Origin of the sequence: Coleofasciculus sp. H7-2 (genome assembly GCF_042747725.1) — a bacterium.
GTDB lineage: Bacteria > Cyanobacteriota > Cyanobacteriia > Cyanobacteriales > FACHB-T130 > FACHB-T130.
On record NZ_JBHZGO010000089.1, the window covers coordinates 48,119 to 67,735 of the forward strand.

The 19,617-nt window shown below is 47.0% G+C and carries 18 protein-coding genes; 7 read left to right on the forward strand and 11 right to left on the reverse strand.

What is annotated here, in order from left to right:
- Window positions 1-89 precede the first annotated feature (89 nt).
- A complete protein-coding gene (pds, locus tag ACFW2W_RS18150) occupies window positions 90-1,523 on the reverse strand; it encodes a 15-cis-phytoene desaturase (RefSeq protein WP_378181374.1) in 1,434 nt (477 codons plus the stop codon).
- 663 nt (window positions 1,524-2,186) lie between these two features.
- Between pds and ACFW2W_RS18155 the strand changes: the two genes are divergently transcribed.
- On the forward strand, window positions 2,187-3,290 hold the full coding sequence (locus tag ACFW2W_RS18155; protein WP_378181162.1) for a chemotaxis protein CheB: 1,104 nt from the start codon (window positions 2,187-2,189) through the stop codon (window positions 3,288-3,290).
- Window positions 3,260-3,820, forward strand: coding sequence for a chemotaxis protein CheB (locus tag ACFW2W_RS18160; RefSeq protein WP_378181165.1), 561 nt, complete (start codon window positions 3,260-3,262; stop codon window positions 3,818-3,820). Before ACFW2W_RS18155 ends, ACFW2W_RS18160 begins: the two co-directional genes overlap by 31 nt.
- Window positions 3,821-4,142: 322 nt before the next feature.
- Here ACFW2W_RS18160 and ACFW2W_RS18165 read toward each other — a convergent pair whose 3' ends face one another.
- Window positions 4,143-5,717: a DUF1565 domain-containing protein gene (locus ACFW2W_RS18165; RefSeq protein WP_378181168.1), complete on the reverse strand. Its 1,575-nt coding sequence runs from the start codon at window positions 5,715-5,717 to the stop codon at window positions 4,143-4,145.
- 165 nt (window positions 5,718-5,882) lie between these two features.
- The gene (locus tag ACFW2W_RS18170) at window positions 5,883-6,431 is read right to left on the reverse strand and encodes a DUF2808 domain-containing protein (RefSeq protein ID WP_378181171.1); all 549 of its coding nucleotides are present in this window, start codon (window positions 6,429-6,431) and stop codon (window positions 5,883-5,885) included.
- A gap of 171 nt (window positions 6,432-6,602) precedes the next feature.
- On the opposite strand from ACFW2W_RS18170, the gene ACFW2W_RS18175 reads away from it, so the two are divergent.
- From ACFW2W_RS18175 to ACFW2W_RS18185, 3 genes are all read left to right on the forward strand, one after another.
- Window positions 6,603-7,577, forward strand: a complete 975-nt coding sequence (locus tag ACFW2W_RS18175) for a hypothetical protein (RefSeq protein WP_378181174.1) — start codon at window positions 6,603-6,605, stop codon at window positions 7,575-7,577.
- Window positions 7,578-7,731: 154 nt separating this feature from the next.
- Entirely contained in the window at window positions 7,732-7,908 is a 177-nt protein-coding gene (gene rpmF / locus ACFW2W_RS18180; protein WP_378181177.1) for a 50S ribosomal protein L32, read from the forward strand.
- A gap of 126 nt (window positions 7,909-8,034) precedes the next feature.
- Entirely contained in the window at window positions 8,035-8,628 is a 594-nt protein-coding gene (locus ACFW2W_RS18185; RefSeq protein WP_378181180.1) for a sulfite oxidase-like oxidoreductase, read from the forward strand.
- A gap of 105 nt (window positions 8,629-8,733) precedes the next feature.
- Here ACFW2W_RS18185 and ACFW2W_RS18190 read toward each other — a convergent pair whose 3' ends face one another.
- Both ACFW2W_RS18190 and ACFW2W_RS18195 read right to left on the reverse strand, forming a co-directional pair.
- Window positions 8,734-10,113, reverse strand: a complete 1,380-nt coding sequence (locus ACFW2W_RS18190) for an aldehyde dehydrogenase (protein WP_378181183.1) — start codon at window positions 10,111-10,113, stop codon at window positions 8,734-8,736.
- Between the two features lie 78 nt (window positions 10,114-10,191).
- Window positions 10,192-11,331, reverse strand: coding sequence for a response regulator (locus ACFW2W_RS18195; RefSeq protein WP_378181186.1), 1,140 nt, complete (start codon window positions 11,329-11,331; stop codon window positions 10,192-10,194).
- A 609-nt stretch (window positions 11,332-11,940) separates the two neighbouring features.
- Between ACFW2W_RS18195 and ACFW2W_RS18200 the strand changes: the two genes are divergently transcribed.
- Window positions 11,941-12,375, forward strand: coding sequence for a hypothetical protein (locus ACFW2W_RS18200; protein WP_378181188.1), 435 nt, complete (start codon window positions 11,941-11,943; stop codon window positions 12,373-12,375).
- Between the two features lie 181 nt (window positions 12,376-12,556).
- On the opposite strand, the gene ureC is transcribed toward ACFW2W_RS18200, so the two are convergent.
- The 5 genes from ureC to ACFW2W_RS18225 form a co-directional block, all read right to left on the reverse strand.
- The gene (gene ureC, locus ACFW2W_RS18205) at window positions 12,557-14,287 is read right to left on the reverse strand and encodes an urease subunit alpha (RefSeq protein WP_378181191.1); all 1,731 of its coding nucleotides are present in this window, start codon (window positions 14,285-14,287) and stop codon (window positions 12,557-12,559) included.
- A gap of 27 nt (window positions 14,288-14,314) precedes the next feature.
- On the reverse strand, window positions 14,315-14,527 hold the full coding sequence (locus ACFW2W_RS18210) for a DUF1349 domain-containing protein (protein WP_378181195.1): 213 nt from the start codon (window positions 14,525-14,527) through the stop codon (window positions 14,315-14,317).
- A 31-nt stretch (window positions 14,528-14,558) separates the two neighbouring features.
- The gene (locus ACFW2W_RS18215) at window positions 14,559-14,870 is read right to left on the reverse strand and encodes an urease subunit beta (protein ID WP_378181198.1); all 312 of its coding nucleotides are present in this window, start codon (window positions 14,868-14,870) and stop codon (window positions 14,559-14,561) included.
- A gap of 281 nt (window positions 14,871-15,151) precedes the next feature.
- A complete protein-coding gene (gene ureA, locus ACFW2W_RS18220) occupies window positions 15,152-15,454 on the reverse strand; it encodes an urease subunit gamma (protein ID WP_190440229.1) in 303 nt (100 codons plus the stop codon).
- 49 nt (window positions 15,455-15,503) lie between these two features.
- Window positions 15,504-16,394 carry an urease accessory protein UreD gene (locus tag ACFW2W_RS18225; protein WP_378181202.1) on the reverse strand — a complete coding sequence of 297 codons (891 nt, stop codon included), beginning with the start codon at window positions 16,392-16,394 and terminating at the stop codon, window positions 15,504-15,506.
- 112 nt (window positions 16,395-16,506) lie between these two features.
- Here ACFW2W_RS18225 and ACFW2W_RS18230 point away from each other — a divergent pair, with 112 nt between their 5' ends.
- On the forward strand, window positions 16,507-17,334 hold the full coding sequence (locus ACFW2W_RS18230) for a hypothetical protein (protein ID WP_378181205.1): 828 nt from the start codon (window positions 16,507-16,509) through the stop codon (window positions 17,332-17,334).
- Window positions 17,335-17,458: 124 nt separating this feature from the next.
- Here the strand turns inward: ACFW2W_RS18230 and ACFW2W_RS18235 are convergent, their stop codons facing one another.
- The gene (locus ACFW2W_RS18235) at window positions 17,459-19,573 is read right to left on the reverse strand and encodes an ATP-binding protein (protein WP_378181208.1); all 2,115 of its coding nucleotides are present in this window, start codon (window positions 19,571-19,573) and stop codon (window positions 17,459-17,461) included.
- Window positions 19,574-19,617: the final 44 nt, after the last annotated feature.

Below are 19,617 nucleotides of genomic sequence, written 5' to 3' on the forward strand. Positions count from 1 at the left end.
TCAATTGTCAATTGTCCTGAGTCTGTTATTCTTCGGTAGCAGGTAATAGATAGTCAGAGATTTGGGAGTAGACTCTTTCCCCCTAACCATTACCCACTAACGACTAACGCCTGATCGATGACCGTTGACGATTGATCGGTGACTACTGACGACTGACTGCTCACAATTGCCTGCGCTGTCAGCTTACCAGAAAGTACGGCACCTTCCATACTCGCTAGATAACGCTGCATCGTGTAATCACCCGTCAAATAGAAATTTGCAATCGGTGATTCCTGGGAGGGACGGTATTGCTGACACCCTGGAGTTGCCTTGTAGACTGAACGAGGCGTTTTGACAACGTGATATTTCAGCAACTTGGCTGGGTTTTCTCCCCCAAAATGGTCGGGGAAAAGTTTTTCCAATTCGGCGACGGTGGCGTCTACAATTTCCCCATCAGATTTGCCAATCCAATCCTTTGCCGGTGCCAGCACCAGTTCCAGCATTGAGCGGTGGGGGTTAGCATATTCGCGACAGGTGTTGCTCATGTCCGCGTAGACACTAAGCAAGGGCGATCGCGAAAACAGCAGATGGTCGATCTGAGTTAATTTTCGGTCAAACCACAGATGCACGTTGATCACCGGCACACCCTCTAAGCCGTCTAGCTTTTGGAAATACTCCATCTGACGCCACTGTTGGGGTAACATCACCTTCAGGGGGTCAACGGGCATCGCCGAAACGTAAGCATCCGCCGTTATTATTTCATCCGCAGCACCATTCAACCCGCGAATCAGGAATCCCCGCACCGTGCCATCGGCGTTGAGCAAAAATTCCTTAATCGGCATATTCAACCGCACTTCCCCACCGCGCTCGGTGATGTAATCTACCATTGGCTGACACAACCGCTCGGTCGGGGAACCGTCCAAAAAGGCCATTTTTGAGCCATTCTTTTCCTGAAGGAAGCGATTGAGAGCGGTCAGCAATATCGTGGCAGAAATTTCATCCGGGTTAATGAAGTTCAGTGCCTTGGACATGGCAATGAAAACTTCTTTTTCTACCCGTGGGGGGATGTTTTGCTTTTTCATCCATTCCGACCACGAGTATTTATCCATCGCCTCAACGTATTTTTGCCCCTGAATCATCGCCGGAATTAAACCAATCCCGAAGCGAATTTTTTCAGGCCAAGTCAACATATCGTTGTTGCCCAGAATCGCTGTGACGCCATTAAATGGTGCCGGAATGTCCGGAAAGTCAAAGCGAGAATAAGTACCGGGGGCATCGGGTTGGTTGAAGATCATTGTGTGTTCTTTCCACTGCAACCGATCTTCAATGCCGAGTTCCTTAAATAGCTGCAACATATTGGGATAAGCCCCAAAAAAGATGTGCAGTCCGGTTTCGTACCAGTCGCCGTCTTCGTCTTTCCATGCTGCCACCTTACCGCCTAGAACGTCCTGACGTTCTAGAACGATGGGAGTGTGACCGGCATCTGTCAAATATTTGGCGCAGGAAAGCCCTGCTAACCCCGCCCCAGCGATCGCAACTCGCATCTGATGGTCTACCTTATAGCTGCTTGCGTGTTTGGTCGCTCTCATTATACGTTGCATTTCGTTACAGAAGATAGCGCTATACCATTGCAAATCTCTGCAAAGTTGTCACCCTCTCCCGCTCGGTGAATACTAGCTGCGATCAGATATCAGATAAGGGCAATTATTAGAAATCATCATGCTAGAGCTTACCTGGCAGGAAAGACCGATGCGTCACGACAACCCCAAGCGGGTTTTAAGAGTCCGCGCAGGCGGACTACCCTCCCTTGAAGGCTAAAGCCTACGTTTTTGTAGCCGCGATTACGAACATCGCCAAGTATTTTTGCAAGAGGTCTACTCTTTGTATTCATGCTCACTTATGAACTTCATACTGGACTCATTCCCCAGCTAGAAGATGGGTGAAACACTAGCAGTTACATTAGTTAGAAGCAAGCCAAAGCTTTGAAAATTCCACTGCCTTGCAAGCTTGACGGCGAAGGCAGAAAATAGCGATTCTCTCAAGAAGATGCTTGGCGGGTGAAGGATAGAGCTTCGCGCCAAGCATATTTTTCCTTGTAGGAATTAGCCAAAACCTATGTAGCTACAATCATCACTGATTGAGCAGAGTTTTCACCCCATTCCATCAATCGGATGGATTTTTCCGCATTGTTCCATGAGGAGAGGCAAATGCCTGGTCACGACATTATCGTTATCGGAGCTTCCGCAGGGGGAGTGGAAGCCTTGACTCAATTGGTCGCTGAATTACCGCCAAATCTTCCTGCTGCGATCTTCATCGTCGTTCACTTTCCAGCTTGGGGTAAGAGTATTCTGCCGCAGCTTTTAAACCGCGAAGGTCCGTTGCACGCAGACCATGCTAAAAACAATGAGAAGATTGAGCATGGGCGGATCTATGTGGCACCGCCAGATTACCACCTGCTGGTGAAACGCGGATACATCCGCCTGGTGCAGGGGCCAAAAGAGAACAACACTCGTCCGGCAGTCGATCCTCTGTTTCGCACCGCAGCGAGGGCGTACAAACGCCGGGTAGTCGGGGTGGTGCTGTCGGGCACTCTCGACGATGGCACGGCGGGACTCATCGATTTGAAGCGGCAAAAAGGTGTGGCTGTCGTTCAAGACCCAACGGACGCCTTTTTTTCGGGGATGCCAAAGAGCGCCATCGAACACGCAGACGTTGATTTTATCCTGACGCTGTCGTTAATTGCCCCTGCTTTAGTGCGTCTAGCCCATGAACCCGTGGCAGAGGAAGGAGCAAGCACCGTGCCTAGCGAAAGCGAATTTGAGATGGATCTCGACATTGTGGAAGTGGATGGAGCCGCTTTACGGCAACGGGGAAAGCCTGGGACTCGCTCAAACTTTACTTGTCCAGATTGTGGCGGTAGTTTGTTCCAACTGAATGAGAGAGGGTTGCTCCAGTACCGCTGTCGCGTCGGGCACGCCTATTCAGCAGAGACTTTGGTAGCGGGGCAGTCCCAGGCTCAGGAGGAGGCGTTGTGGGCTGCAATCCGTTCTCTAGAAGAGCGTGCGGAGCTGATGTATAAGATGGCAAAGTATGCGCGCGATCGCAACAACACCTTGTCAGCACAGCGTTATGAAGCGCAGGCTAAAGAGGCGGAACAACGCTCTGATTTCATCCGGCAAGGGCTTTTCCAAGGTCAACTGCCTGCTACAGTGCAGCTAGCCGCGACTGCGGAACCGAGGGAGAGTGCAGACAGAATTATTCGCACTCCCCTTTCAAAGTGGTGGTGCTGGCGGCATCTGAGGGGGGTTTGAGAGCCTTAGGTCACATTCTGCCTGCCTTCCGCCCGGATTTTCCGGCAGCCATCATTGTGGTGCAGAAACTCGACACTCAGTCTGCCTCCAGTTGGATAACCGACGCCCTAAGTCGCCCCACAACCTTGCCACTCAAGCAGGCACAAGCAGGAGAGCCATTACAACCGGGGATGGTCTACGTGGCTCCTCCAAATCAGCATCTGCTCGTCACCCCGGACGGGACCTTCTGCCTGTCTGGAGCGGTATTCGTGGACTTTGCACGCCCCTCTGCCGACCTGCTGTTGCAGTCACTGGCGGCGAGTTTTAAAGAGCGAGCGATCGCTGTCATTCTCTCTGGGATTGGCAGCGATGGTGCAATCGGGGCGCAGGCAATTCATAAAATGGGTGGATTAGCGATCGCCCAAGATGAAAGTACATCGGAATTTTTTGAGATGCCCCGCGCTGCCATTGCCACGGGAAGTGTAGATTTCGTCCTCCCCCTCAATGAGATCGGGTCTACTCTCGTGAATCTAGTAGTCTCTCAATGTTGACCAGGACTTACGCAAAGCTTATACATATAGCATTTTGTAGGGGCAATCCCCCTGTGGTTGCCCTCAGATGTCGCGCAAGTTGCGTAAGTCCTGGTTTTTTCGGGTTCAATCCCCTGTGGTTGCGGTGGCAAATCAGGACTTACGCAAAGCTTATACATATAGCATTTTGTAGGGGCAATCCCCTTGTGGTTGCCCTCAGATGTGGTGATGTTGCGTAAGTCCTGTTGACTTGAGAAGTAGGGGCGAAAATACCGAACCTAACCCCCAACCCCTTCCCTGGGAGGGAAGGGGAGCCATCTTCAAAGCTTGGGGAGAGGTCAGCTCAAGCAGTCACGATATAGGGCGAGTTGATGGCTGACACTCGCTTGGCATCCACCAAAGCTTGATAAACGATTGCCGCTACTTCCGCCCGCGTCGCATCGCGCGTGGGGTTAAGTTTCTTGAGCGTCGGATGATTGACAACCAGCTGCTTTTGGGCGGCTGTTGCTACCTCATCCTTGGCATAGTCAGGAATGCCCGTGCGGTCATCGAAGAAGTTTAACGCACTGAGAGCGCCCCCCGTTAACTTCAGTCCATTCACCAAAGAAACAATTACTTGGACGCGCTGGACATTCTGGTTCGGTTTGAAGGTTTTGTCGGGAAAACCAGAGAGAAATTCGCCGCGATAGGCTTGTTGAATCGCCTTGAAGCCCCAGAAACTGTCTGCCACATCTTTGAAAGCGATCGCCTCTCGTTTGGCAGTTGGGTTAAAGGCTTTTGTCAATAAGGCGGCATATTGCGCTCGCGTCAGACTGGCATCGGGTCTGAAAGTTTTGTCAGGAAAGCCGCTGATAATCTCTTGCTTCACTAATTCCTGAATAAAAGCCTCAGCCCAATGACCTTTAATATCGGTTAGCTCAACTACTGTAGATCCGCCGCCAGTACCGCCACCAGTACCTCCACCAGTACCTCCACCAGTACCTCCACCAGTACCTCCACCAGTACCTCCACCAGTACCTCCACCAGCCGTGTCAGTGGGAGGAAGCTGATTGTCGAGCAAGTTTATGCTTCCCTTTACTTTGTCGGGATTCATTTGATTTCCTGCCACAACCAGCTGGTTTGAGCTGCTATTTTGTAAATCAAATTTAGTGTTGTACCGCAGGATATTTTTTCCTGCCTCAGTGGTACTGCCCAGATCCGGCAAGGCATTCCCAATCACCGTCACCCCATCGTCAGAGTTTCGTTCGCTCAGATTATTCCGCAGCTTGGGACGAGCATTTCCAGAGATGACAATCCCCGATCGGTTGCCAGAAATTTGGTTATCTATTACCAATGGGGAAGCACTATCGGCAATGCTCATGCCATAACCTGTATTCTGGCAGGTATTGCCTCGAATTTCGCCTTTGGCATTTCCTGCTAGCGAGATGCCATTGCCCAAATTTTTAGTAAATACATTATTGGTAATAACCGGGTTGCCATCACCAGAAACAAAGACTCCCTCGCGCTTGCTATTGGTGAAGGTACAATTGGCAACCGTGGAGCTATTCGATTCAATCCAGACAGCAGTCCCGCGTGTAGCCAGATTGGTAACAGTTACGCCCCGGAGTTGAGCATCATTCGCTAAAGTTACCGTTACATTTTGACCGCCAGAAGAGTTAGGGCTGCTGTAGGTTCCACTTCCTTCAATCAAAATGCCACTGCCTTTATTGGCTTCATTCCCCATAACCTTGACCCCAGGCGGCACCTTGAGGGGAAAGATTTCACCGCTGGCTGCATTGTAGTTCCCGGCTGCCAGTTGAATTGTCGTATCGGATTGTGCTTGCTGGAGAGCTTTGGTAATCGTTTTGAACGGCGCTGACTGGCTGCCAGCAGCGCTATCATTTCCGGTCGCTGGATCGATCAAAAAAGTTTGAGCCATAGTGATATTGAAAGAGGGTAATCGGGATAGATTGCCACAAAAATCTGCAACCACATCAACCGCTTGCAACTTTACCTGTTTTATGCAAGTAATTCCAGCGGTTACATTCTCTATTAGAGCCTATCCGAAAAATTCAGCAATGATGTTTAAGAGAAAGACAAGCTTTTAAAAGGGCGAGTAGAAGTGCAGGCGTCCCACACCCAAATCTAAACCGTAAGCTTTCTCTCCGGCTGGGAAAGCTTTGATTTGGAACAGATAGACGCCGCTACTGAAGGGGTTACGTACCGGCTCAAGACCAATTGTAATGGTTTGACCCGGAGGTACTGGCGGATCGAACGTCACTGAGACGGTGCCTGTTTTGCTGTCTATGGTTACAGATCCTAGGGTTAGCTTCTCACCTTTTTTTCCTGGCTTCCCTTCAAATGCCTCGCTGTCGTCGAGTTTAAATCGAATTTTATCTAATCCCTCGCTCTGGGCGATCGCTACTCGCTGGAGCGGTTCACCAGCATTTTCTGGCAAGCTGACGGTGAAATAATAGGTAGCTCCCCAAACATTAATCCCGTCAAAGGTAGTCGTAGCATTGATTAAGCGAGGCGGTTTTTCAAAGGAAACCGTTCCATCTGCTAGCTGAATCGCTCTAGATGAAGGACTCAAGACTCCCCAAATGCTAGCCATTACCGCTAGGGTTGAGCTGAAAACTAAAAAATAACGCATAGCCAAGTACCAACGACAAGAAAAGATTCATTTACTCGGAACTATTTTGAATTCAATTTTGTCGTTATTTGTGGCAAAATCCCTCTACAGTGGGAGGTAATTCTCATCCATGATGTAGATGAACTACATTTTTGTTGGGCATTATCTTCAAAGTAGGAAGGCTAAAAATCGGTGATTCTAGGGCGGGGCAAAAACCGGGTGGCAACTATGCACAAGTTGGGTTCTGATAGTTTGAACGTTTTATCAGCAATCGAGTTTCAGGGGAGATGGTGGAGTCAGAGGACTGCTAATTTGATGAAGTCTTTTGCTTGCAAGCGAATTGCACCCATTAGTTTAGTGACATTGCTTGGTTGTGGAGGAGCAACTTGGCTGGCGACGGCGGCTTTTGCACCGCAGATTGCCCAAGCTTACACTGCTCGCGCTGAAGTTGCCCTGATCCGTCAGCCAGCAGAAACCTACGAAGGTTTTGTCCGCAGAGCAGAGGTGGTGGCTAGGGCGGCGGCGCAGCGTAGCTTTGACCGCGACATTTTAGTAACCGATGTTGCCGTGATGATTCTAGGGCAAAATCAGGGAGCGATCGCGCCGATTCTTTCTTTAAAAGTAACTCGCGGAGCCTGGAAAAGCCGCCCCGATACTCCTCGCTGGGCAACCTACTTTCCCAATACCAAGTCTTTACTCGGTTTTGTCGATGACGTGACGCCTTCGGATCAGCCCGTTCCCGCTACTGCCGAACCCCCAGCACCCGCAGCACCGGCGACAACTCCCCCACCGACCCTAGTGCCCGGTAACGTTAGGGATGTCACGCCCGGAGCGCCTACAAATACTCCTCAGAACCAGACGCCGGGAACAGCCACTCCCGCAGCTCCAGGTACTCCTCAGAACCAGGCACCCGGAACAGCTGCGCCAACTGCGCCAACTGCGCCAACTGCGCCAACGATTCCCTCTACACCAACGATTCCCTCTACACCAACGATTCCCTCTACACCAACGATTCCGGGCGGTAATGTAAATCCCACTGAGACGATTCCGAATCCTACACAGAACATTCCAAATCCTACACAGAACATTCCAAATCCTACACAGAACATTCCAAATCCCACTACGCCACCACCTGCTGGAACGGGAACCAATGGACAGGGGCTATAACCACCGCGATAACAACCGCGTGAACCTGTCCGCTCATTGCCTCATGGGGAACGAACAAACTTCAGACGGTCTAGGAATTTCGCCCGACTAGATTGAACTGGTCAAGGGATCTCTTAGAATAGGAAGGCTGTAAACGATTGCTGGAGTAACGATCATGGCGGTTCCTAAGAAGAAAACATCAAAATCCAAGCGCGATAAGCGCAAAGCTACCTGGAAGCACAAGGCGACAATTCAAGCTCAGAAAGCTCTCTCGTTGGGCAAATCAATTCTGACTGGGCGTTCTAAGTTTGTGTATCCGGTGCAACAAGAAGAAGAAGCCGAAGAAGAATAATCATCCTAGAGGTTGCTTTTCGTCTCAGCCTGCTAGAATTTCCGAGCGCCTTTGGGCGCTATTTTTGTGGATAAAAAAGTGCATATTAAGAATTAGAGTACACATAACGCCATCTTTACTAGACTCATGCTAGGAAAATTTTTCAAAAAACCAGAATCGGAGCAGAGCGATCGCGTTCCTCCCGGTCAATATCTGACGAAAGGCTTCCCGGTGCTGACCTACGGCAACACTCCCCAGATTGATACTGACAACTGGCAATTTCGCGTCTGGGGTTTGGCAACCGAAAAGACTTTTAGCTTGGCAGATTTCATGGCTCTGCCCCAACATGACTTTACTGCCGATTTCCACTGCGTCACCCGCTGGTCTAAACTCGATGTGCAGTGGACTGGCGTTAAGGTGACAGATTTTATGAAGCTGGTGGAAGTTGACCCGAAAGCCGTTCATGTTATGGAACACTGCTACGGCGACTACACCACGAATATTCCTTTAGAAGACTTTCTCCGGGAAGAAAACTTTTTTGCTCACACTCTATTTGGGGAACCGCTACCTGCAGAACATGGCGGACCGATGCGGCTAATTGTCCCTCACCTCTATGCCTGGAAAAGTGCCAAATGGATTAACGGTTTAGAATTTCTCCGGCAAGAGGAATCGGGTTTTTGGGAGCGCAATGGCTACCATCGGCGGGGAGAACCGTGGGCAGAAGAGCGATATAGCTATTAAGGGAGTGGGGAATGAGAGTTTTGAGTTAGGAGAGAATTCTGTAATTCAAAACTCACCCGTGATAAATCGCGTCTCTACAATTTAAAGCTTTTTCCTCATGACTAATTATTTCATCAGCCACTTCAGGATCTTGAGCTTGTCTTTATAGGGAGCGTATCTCAACTTCACATCAACTAGAAAAGATTTGTTGAGTACGCTTTTTTGATGGGAGAATGTCTCAAAACTTGCTTTGCCGTGATAGCGACCGATGCCGCTCTCTCCGACGCCGCCGAAGGGTAAATCTAGGACGCCAACTTGCATGACGGTATCGTTGATGCAAACACCCCCTGAAGAGGTTTGTTGCAAGACGGTTTGTTGCTTTTGTTTGTCTTTTGAGAAGAAGTAGAGAGCTAAGGGTTTCGGTTTGGCGTTGACAAGAGCGATCGCTTCGTTCAACTCTGTATATTCCAAGACTGGCAGAATCGGACCAAAGATTTCTTCTTGCATTACTGGATCTTCCCAGTCCACTCGATCGATGACGGTAGGAGCAATGTATCGCTCGGATGGATTAGTATCTCCACCAATCATAATTTCACCGCCATCTAAAAATTTACAGAGACGGTTAAAGTGTTTTTGATTAATAATTCTGCCATAATCAGGGCTTTTTTCCGGTTCATCTCCATAAAAATCGTGAATACAATTTTTGATTTGTGCTAACAAATCTCTTTTAATTCTTTTATCTACCAAAAGATAATCTGGGGCAATACAAGTTTGACCTGCATTCATGAATTTACCCCAAACAATTCTTTTGGCGGTGTATTCCAGATGAGTATCGGCATCAACAATACAAGGACTTTTGCCGCCCAATTCTAGGGTGACAGGCGTCAGATGTTTGGCTGCCGCCGCCATAACGATTTTTCCGACTTCGCTGCCGCCTGTAAAAAAGATATAGTCAAACTTTTCTTCGAGTAACTGCTGGCTGGTTTCGATACCGCCTTCTACAACAGCAACTACTTCTGGATTAAAGTATTTAGGGATAATCTCAGCTAACAAATGCGATGTATTTTCAGCAATTTCTGAAGGTTTTAAAATCGCACAGTTACCGGCGGCGATCGCACCCACTAGAGGCAAAATTAGTAGCTGCAAGGGATAGTTCCAAACTCCCACGATCAGAACTACACCCAACGGCTCAGAATAAACCTGAGCTGAGGATAAAAATTGGGTAATCGGTGGCTTTATTTTCTTAGGCTTTGTCCAGTTTTTTAGGTTTTTTAACGCATAATTAATTTCTTCTAAGCAAACTCCTATTTCTGATAAAGCAGCTTCAAATACTGATTTATTCAGATCGGTTTGCAGAGCCTTAAAAATAGCGACTTCATTCTCTAAAAGCGCTTGTTTTAAAAGCTTTAAATGTTGAAGTCTAAATGATATGTCTTTAGTTTTTCCGGTTGCAAAGAACTTTCGTTGCTGAGATACGATGTTACTAACTTTCAGTGGAACGAGCATTTTTTCTCCCATGTTGGATTTTAAATTTTAGATTTTATGCCCTTTAAAATCCAAAATCTAAAATCCAACGGTAAAATTTCATACTTGAGCAGGCAAACGGACTCTAAATAAACTCCCTTTACCGAACTCAGATTTGACCTCAATTGCACCTTGATGAGCTTCCACAATTCTACGCGATAGATGCAGCCCTAAACCACTGCCAGAGCGCTTGTGGTTCCCTTGGCGGAACCGCTCAAATAAAACATTCTGGTCTTCTAGGGTGATGCCAGGGCCTGTGTCGTTAACGTCAATAACGACGGCAGGATTAGCTGAGTTACTTGTATGGGGGGCTATCGACGCATGGACGGCTACGGAACCGCTATCTGTAAATTTGATAGCATTTCCGATTAAGTTAGTTAAAACCCGATGGATTTCCATGCGATCGCCGACTATTTTGCAATCAAGCGGATGATTGTCTGCGCTGTCTTCTAGATCCAGCTTCAAGGTCAGATTTTTTTCCTCTGCTAAGGGGGAAAGTTCTTGGATCACTTCCTGAAGTAGTTTTCGCAGGTCAATAGGCGAGAAGCTCAGGGTTTTACGACCGGCTTCATAGCGATAGACTTCTAACAAAGTATTCACCATCGCCAGCAAGTTGCGGTTGCTGCGATCCATCGTGGCGATCGCTTCTTGCATTCCTGGCGAGAGTTCTCCTAAGGCTCCTTGCCTAAATAGAGCCAGCATCCGCTCTGCGGCGACGATCGGCGTCCGTAAGTCATGGGTGAGCCAAGAAACGAAATCTTCTCGCTGACGGGCAATTTGATCGCGTTCGTCCACACTATGCTTCAGCCGCAGAAGCGATCGCACCCGCGCCAGCAATTCATCGACTTGTACTGGCTTGCGAATAAAATCATCCGCTCCTGTATCTAATCCCTCTACCACGCTGGCGTGATCGTGGGCTGTGATCAGCAAAATCGGGATAAACGGCAACTTAGTATTATCACGGACTCTCCTTGTGACTTCATATCCATCCATCCCCGGCATCATGACATCCAATAACACCAAGTCTGGTGGAGATTGTTCAATCTCGTTTAGGGCAGAACGACCATTTTCCGCCAAGGTAATTTGATATCCCTCTTCTTCTAGAATGGTTTGAACCAAAAACAAGTTATCGGGAGAATCATCCACAACGAGAATGCGGTCAGTTTCACAAGGTTGATTGAGACTCGAATGATTCTTCATGGAAGCGATAGGTTAACAACTCAAGTTTATTGAAATTAATTTTTGTAAATTAATCGGGCATCACGTAACATTCTTTACGCCTAAGGTATCATTTTGCCTCATTCTCCAGAAGGATTCTTGGGCATCTTCATCGAATCTTTGTTTCTTTGGCTTCTATCCAGTGTCTGTACTAGCCAAATGACCTTTGTAACAGAAAATTAATTATAAACCTTAAGTATGACGGTCATAGTTTTCCGTCCTCTGATACATCTGGCTGCTCATTGCTGGAAAGAAAAAGTCGCAGATATATAGTTTATTTACATCTATAAATTAAGTAAAACGGGAAAGATCCGAAGTAGCGAAGTCAATTTCCTACTGCTAATGGATGGGTAGGACAGGTCTTTTGGGCGATCGCGCTCCAGATATGAGTTTGAGTAGTTGGCAATCAGGACAGCTTTATCTACAGGATGACGTGCAGGCGATCGCTTGAAACTCTCCGCCGCTTAGCGATCTGCGCTCTATGTTGACTGCGTTGTTTCCGCAGTCTTTGAATCTTTACGTCTCAGGATAGATTGACCAAACAACTTAATTTCAGGCATCAATAGAAGCACAGATTTAAAGTCGGAAACTATGGCTCGCTTAGCGCCTGAATCTAGTCGAACCATTCGCAAACAACAACGCCCTGATTACCGTCCTTCACCCAAAGTTCCTGTAAAAGTTATAACGGGCATCTACTTTTCTATACTTCTATCTATCTTTCTGGGGGCAGTACTACTGAGCAGTGGCAGGATGACGGTGGGAGGCGTTCCGTTGTCAATTGTGATGAGCTTCTTGAGCGATGAGGCGGCGCGAAATGCTTATTTAGCAGGAGAACCCGCCGCACTTCACGATCGCCTGGAGGTGATGGGAATCGAGGAGCAAATCAAAGAATATTATCGACCTCAAATTTCTGATGAAGCAAAACTAGACCAATACATTCATCAAATTCTGTATGAGCGCACTGGTTACGTGGGGGCACAATACGAGGTGAATTCGCAAGGGGTGTTAGTTTTGAAAAATAGATAAGTAGAGACGCGATTAATCGCGCGTCTCTACAGGATTAATCGCGTCTCTACAGGATTAATCGCGTCTCTACAGGATTAATCGCGTCTCTACAGGATTAATCGCGTCTCTACAGGATTAATCGCGTCTCTACAGGATTAATCGCGTCTCTACAGGATTAATCGCGTCTCTCCCACCGATTCAATTAGAATAAAAAGTAGCGTTGCGCTAAGGGAAGAACGGTTGCCGGTTCGCAAGTCAGCAATTCCCCATCGGCTCTGACTTCGTAGGTTTCCGGATTTACTTCCATGTGAGGCAGGGCATCGTTTAATTTCATGTCTCGCTTACTTAGCTTCCGCATACCGCTGACAGCAACGGCGGGCTTTTGTAGCTTAAGCTGAGCGGGAATATTTTTTTCGAGTGCGGCTTGGGAAATAAAAGTTAGAGAAGTGGCAGCGATCGCTCCTCCAAAACTGCCAAACATGGGGCGCATATGTACTGGTTGCGGTGTGGGGATACTGGCGTTGGCATCGCCCATTTGAGCGTAAGCGATCGCCCCCCCTTTAATGACTATCTCTGGCTTGACGCCAAAAAATGCCGGACGCCAGAGGCACAAATCCGCCAGTTTCCCCACTTCCACAGAACCAACATACTGCGAAATGCCGTGAGTAATGGCTGGATTTATTGTATATTTTGCAACATAGCGCTTCGCCCGGAAATTATCTGCCCTTTCTTGCCCCTCTTCTGGTAGGAGAAGGGTTGGGGAGAGGTTCCCGCGCTGCACTTTCATTTTGTGTGCCGTTTGCCAGGTGCGAATGATTACCTCGCCTACACGCCCCATTGCCTGAGAATCAGAGGAAATCATGCTGAATGCGCCCAAGTCGTGCAGGATATCTTCAGCAGCAATTGTTTCCCGGCGAATCCGCGACTCGGCAAAGGCGACATCTTCGGGAATGCTGGGATCGAGGTGATGGCACACCATCAGCATATCCAGGTGTTCGTCTAGGGTATTGACGGTATAAGGGCGCGTCGGGTTGGTAGAAGAGGGCAGGACGTTCGCTTCGCCGCATACCTTGATGATGTCCGGTGCGTGACCTCCACCGGCTCCCTCGGTGTGGTAAGTGTGAATTACGCGATTCTTAAACGCGGCGATGGTAGTTTCTACAAAACCAGCTTCATTTAGGGTATCGGTATGAATGGCTACCTGCACATCATAGTTATCCGCAACGCTTAAGCAAGTATCAATCGTCGCGGGTGTGGTGCCCCAGTCTTCGTGCAGTTTTAAACCCATCGCCCCGGCTAACACTTGTTCTATAAGTCCTTCAGGCTGGCTGCTATTGCCTTTACCCAAGAAGCCTAGATTCACCGGGAAGGCGTCAGCGGCTTGCAGCATTCGGTAAATATTCCACGGACCGGGAGTGCAAGTGGTAGCATTTGTACCCGTAGCGGGGCCAGTACCGCCGCCGATCATGGTGGTGATGCCGGATGCGATCGCTACTTCTATCTGTTGCGGACAAATAAAGTGAATGTGGCTGTCAATCCCGCCAGCGGTGAGAATCATTCCTTCCCCGGCAACAACCTCGGTTCCAGGGCCAATAATAATATCTACGTTGTCTTGAATATAGGGATTTCCAGCTTTACCAATTTTGAAAATTTTGCCATCTTTAATGCCGATATCGGCTTTGACAATCCCCCACCAGTCGAGGATTAAGGCGTTGGTAATCACCAGATCAACGGCACCCTCAGCGTTAGAAATGGGGGATTGTCCCATGCCATCGCGGATGACTTTGCCGCCACCGAATTTCACTTCATCGCCGTAGGTAGTGAAGTCTTGTTCGACTTCGATGAATAATTCGGTGTCAGCAAGACGAACGCGATCGCCTACTGTCGGGCCATAGGTTTCGGCGTAAGCGCGGCGATCCATTCTGTAACTCATCCTTTATTCCTTTAGAGTGGTATATTTTTAACGCAAAGGTACGCAAAGGCTAGCGCCAAGGTACACAGAGTTTTGGGTTATTCTTGGGAAGTCTTTGTTCACTTGTTGATAAAAAAAATGACCGCTATCTGGAATGAACCCGTAGTGAGTCTCGCGCCAAAAATCAGTTTTTACACCGGAAGTGATAGAAATCGTGTCATTTTGGACGTTCCTAATAGGCGGTTCGTTGTCCCATTCCATTGCAGTGCGTTAACTCATATCTATCTAATGTTTATAGCTCAATCGAGCCATTAATTTTGCCATTGAAGCCGTAGACTTGACGGCTACCAACAAAAGGTATTAATTCCACTTCCCGTTCATCTCCAGGTTCAAAGCGGACGGCTGTACCGGCTGGAATATTTAGCCGCATTCCTTTTGCTTGTTCTCGGTCAAAATTGAGTGCTTCATTCACTTCATAGAAGTGATAGTGAGACCCAATTTGAATCGGGCGATCGCCTGTATTTGCTACTTGCAATTTTATCCTAGGACGATCCGCATTCAGTTCTATTTCCCCTGCTTGTACAATCATTTCACCTGGAATCATCTCAACTTCCTATATATATTGTTTTGGCTCTTCATTACTTGGTATGCTAAAAAGTTGATTCCAAAACTTGAAAGGCTTACCTAGCAAGGTATAACGATTTTGGACTGTATTTTCTATTTAATAAACGCTAAATTGGCTTAAATTCATGGCTAGTATAGCTTGTGGCGCTTCTTGACTATAAATTTAGCATACCAACTACGGAAGAGCCATTTTTTTTCTAAAATATCAAACAATAACTCCTAAACCTTTCACGTCTTTTTGATTCGTTAACTATAATTTAGTTAACGAATCGGATTGTGAACTGTAACCAATTTTGTACCATCAGGAAATGTAGCTTCTACCTGCACTTCATGCACCATTTCTGGCACACCTTCCATGACTTCTTCCCGTGACAGTAATGTTGTTCCATAACTCATTAAATCGGCAACGGTGCGTCCATCTCTAGCGCCTTCCAGAATGGCAGCAGAAATATAAGCGATCGCTTCTGGGTAATTCAGCTTTAAACCTCTTCCCTTGCGGCGTTCCGCTAACAGTGCCGCCGTGAAAATCAATAGCTTATCTTTTTCCTGTGGCGTCAGTTGCATTGATAACTTCTTAAACTCCTTTGTATTCTCCGTGTCCTCTGCGATTCGCTCAAATTTGCCAAACTCTCGGTGGACAAGCAGGGCGTTCTAAAAAGTGCAAACGCAGCAAATTCCAGATATCTATAAACCAGTTTCGCACCTCAGACGTAGAAGCACCACGATAGCGACACAATAACCCAGAAGGAAGACGAGTAATGCCTGCTTGGTGAAGATTCCCCCCTGTTCCCCTCTTAAAAAAGGGTGAATTATTGCCTAGGTTTCGCGCTTTTTCCACAATCTCCGGTGACACCGCTTGCCCAAGCCAAACTAAGCTTGCCACAACAGGTTGCCCAGCTAAGCCGTGAGGACTGTCGAGGATTTCTGACCCGCCGGGTAGCCATTGCCGATCGATCCACAGAGGGCGTCCTTGCTGCCAGATTTCGGTATGCGATCGCCACTCTCCCTGTAAGAATCTTTCCCCTCTGGCACTACGCCCAAAGCGTGTAATTTCCCAGCCCAGCCAACTTGCTTCTGGAGCTAATTCTACCCGCAAGTCTTGCCGATAAATCGCGCCGTCAAAAATAATTGTTTCCTGCGGTAGCCACTCCAAAGTAGCACCCGCGTTCACCTCGATTTCAATCGTTTGACTCGCTGGCAATCCATTACTGCGATAAACCTTACTGGCGGCAGCGGTAGTGATTAAGGCTTGCGCGTTGGGTTGGAGGTGAAAATTGAGAGATAAGCGATCGCCTCCCACAACACCCCCAGCTGTATGCAAGATTACACTATGACAAATCTCCGATCCTTCTGGATAAAATGGGCGCTGTACCTTCAGCGGTGCTTTTACGCGATCGCCAATCACCTGGGTTTTGCCTTGGGTTTTAGAAAACCCCAAGTTAAGAATGCCATGCCACCCAGAGGATGAGGGATTTGCTGCTGAAGCCCGATCGAGGTCATTCATTAGATTAGGCGCATAAATTGTTAATTTTTTACTACAGAAAATCACCTTAAACAAAAATACCATTAAACTCAATTTAAACGGATATTTTCATTTTTTTATACTGGAGACTCTCATGGCTGCCATCAGCTTTGCAAACTTAAAAGATGAATACCAGCAACTCTTTGATAGCTGCAAAATTTCTAAAAATAAACTTGGTCAAATAGATGATATTTTGGCTACCATTGATACAAATCGTCCTAGGTATGATGCGGTAGGGAAAAAACTGGCGATTCCCTGGTATGTGATAGCCATCATACACAACATGGAATCTTCCTTAAATTTCAATACCCACCTGCACAATGGAGATCCGCTGACAAGAAAAACCATACGCGAACCAAAAGATCGTCCCTCTAGTGGCAATCCACCCTTTACATGGGAAGAAAGTGCCATTGATGCTTTAACTTTTGATAAATTTGACCAATGGAAAGATTGGAGTCTTCCAAACATTCTTTTTAAGTTAGAAGGCTACAACGGTTGGGGTTATCGCTTCTACCATTCTGATGTTTTTTCGCCTTATTTGTGGAGTGCTTCAAACCACTATACTAAAGGAAAATACGTTGACGATGGCACCTGGTCAAATACAGCCGTATCGCAGCAATACGGTGCCGCTGTGCTTTTGCGCCGAATGACCGATAAAGGAACAATTACTTGGGATAATCCAGAAACCAGCAAGCTTGGAGAAAAAGGCGTAGATATCCAACCTGGTGAAAAGCAACCTTTGATATATTATTCGCCAGATTCTAAGATTGATAACGGCAAGGAACTGCAACAGTTTTTAAATCAATTTCCAGGAATTTATTTAAGTGTAGATGGTTGTCTTGGTGACCAAACTTCCGAGGCTTTTAAAAAAGTTACAGGTTACTATCTTTTTGGAGATCCTAGAAATCAAAATCCATTGTAAATGGGAAATAAAATATTGATTTACCAATTGGTAAGTATTGCTTATAAATTGCCAAAAAACCGATAAATTAAAATTTGCTAGCTTGCTTCTCGCCTTTCACTCAGCAATCGGCACTTTTTAAATATTACCAATTTGGTTGTTTAACTTGTTGGGGTAATTCAATGATAACTTCTGTTCCCTGTCCCGGTTCGGAAATAATATCAATACTTCCTTGATGATGTTCCAGAATTTGGTAACAGACAGTCAGCCCTAAACCCATGCCTCTACCGATCGGTTTAGTTGTAAAAAAAGGGTCGAATATTTTTGATTTAATCGCTGTAGAAATTCCGGAACCGTTATCTTGAATTTTGATGATAATTTGCTTAGACGCACTGAATTCAGTTTTAATATAAATCCGTTTTTCAGGTTGTTGTTTTATAGTTTGCAGCGCATCAATTGCATTGCTAAAAATATTCATAAATACCTGGTTAAGTTGCGCCGGATAGCATTCAACGGGTGGCAGAACGCCGTACTGCTTAACTACCTGAATTTCTGGATTTCCCTCCGCCTTCCAGTTTCCGCTTGATTGCAAGCGATGCTGCACAATTAGCAAACTGCTATCAATTCCTTCATGAATGTTGACCCGCTTCATTTCGGCTTCGTCGAGTCGGGAAAAGTTTCGCAGTAATAAAATAATTTGACGAATGCGATCGGTGCCAGCTCTCATTGAAGAGATAATTTTAGGCAGATCGCTGGTTAAAAAATCGAGATCGATGTCTTCAATATATTGTTGTATTTCAGCATCGGGATAACTTTTTTGATAGCGTTGTACGAGGTTCAGTAGATTTTTCGTGTAGTCGCTGATATGGGAAAGGTTAGCATAAATAAAATTAATCGGATTGTTAATTTCGTGGGCAATGCCAGCAACGAGTTGACCCAAACTGGACATTTTTTCAGTTTGAATGAGTTGCGCCTGCGCCCTTCCCAAATTGCGTAGTGCTTGACTTAACTGTTGAGCGTTAGTGGTTAATTCAGCATTCAGTTGCTGTAGTTGGTCGTGAGCTTGCTGTAATTGCTGATTTTTTTGCGAAAGCTCTTCAGTACGCTGTTGTACTCGTTCTTCAAGAGTCTGACGCGCCTGTTCTAGTTCCTCAGTGCGTCCTGCAACTCGTTGCTCTAGGTTGCCGATGAGGGCTTTAAGCGCCTGAGCCATTTCTTGATAAGCATGAGCGAGTTGACCGATTTCACCACCCGCGCCGATACCGGGAATGGGGGTACTCAAATCGCCTGCGGCTAAGGTTTTGCTGCGTTCGGAGAGCTGGATAATCGGTTTGCCGATTTGTTTGGCTAGCAGGTGCGCGATCGCAATCGATAACAAGGTTGCCAATCCCAGCCCTAGCCAAATCACGCGGTTTAGGTTGACGGAAGCTTGATTAAAATACTCTGAGACTATTTGAATTTTGGCAATGGCAACAGGCTGATTGTGGGAAGTAATGGGAGCATATATCGTATTCAAACCAGATGCCGGTTCAATCCGATAAACTGTTTTACCTTTTTGAATCTTGCGTAACACCCGCGACTTTAAATTCGCCTGTTCCCAAGGCTCAATGCTGGATTTGGCGTTGCTAGAAATGATAGGTTTGCCATCAAGAGAAATGACTTGCAGCTTGGTGGTAGGTTGAGAGAAATTAAGAAAGTTACGCAACCAAGTTTCATCTAAATTCTGCCCTAAAATTAAAGTTCCGGGTGACTTCCCCGTACCATCGCTGTTGTAGACAGGCGCTGTTGAAAAGAGCAACATCTGACGCGAGCCGGTATCAATCAACATAGTCGCTGGTTTGTTGGTAGCGATCGCAGCAGTTAACCGCTCAGCCACATTAGGAATTTGCCAAGCGTCACCCCGCTCTCCCAAAATCTCTCCACTACGACCCACCACTTTCACATGATCAACGTCGGTAGAGAGGAGAAGTTGAGCGGACACTTCCTTTTTGATCCAAGCCCAATTCCGCTTCTCAATTGCATTGTATAAATCCGTCCAGAGCGCATAGCCTGAGGATAAATTTTGCAATCCTTTCTCGGTAGCGGCAGTGTATCCTCGAAAAGCTAAAACTTGATCGTCGAGTCGAGTTTTTTCTAAGTCGATGAGTGGCTGCTGTACAAATCGCCACGCTACAGCACTTAGGAACATCACGGGTAGCAAAGATGCCCCAAAGGTAAAAATTAGCAGCTTGGGTTGAAGTTGTTGCAGCCGCTTGAACATCCCTGATTTAAGTAGGTGCGGTATTTACGTCCCCCAGACAGATA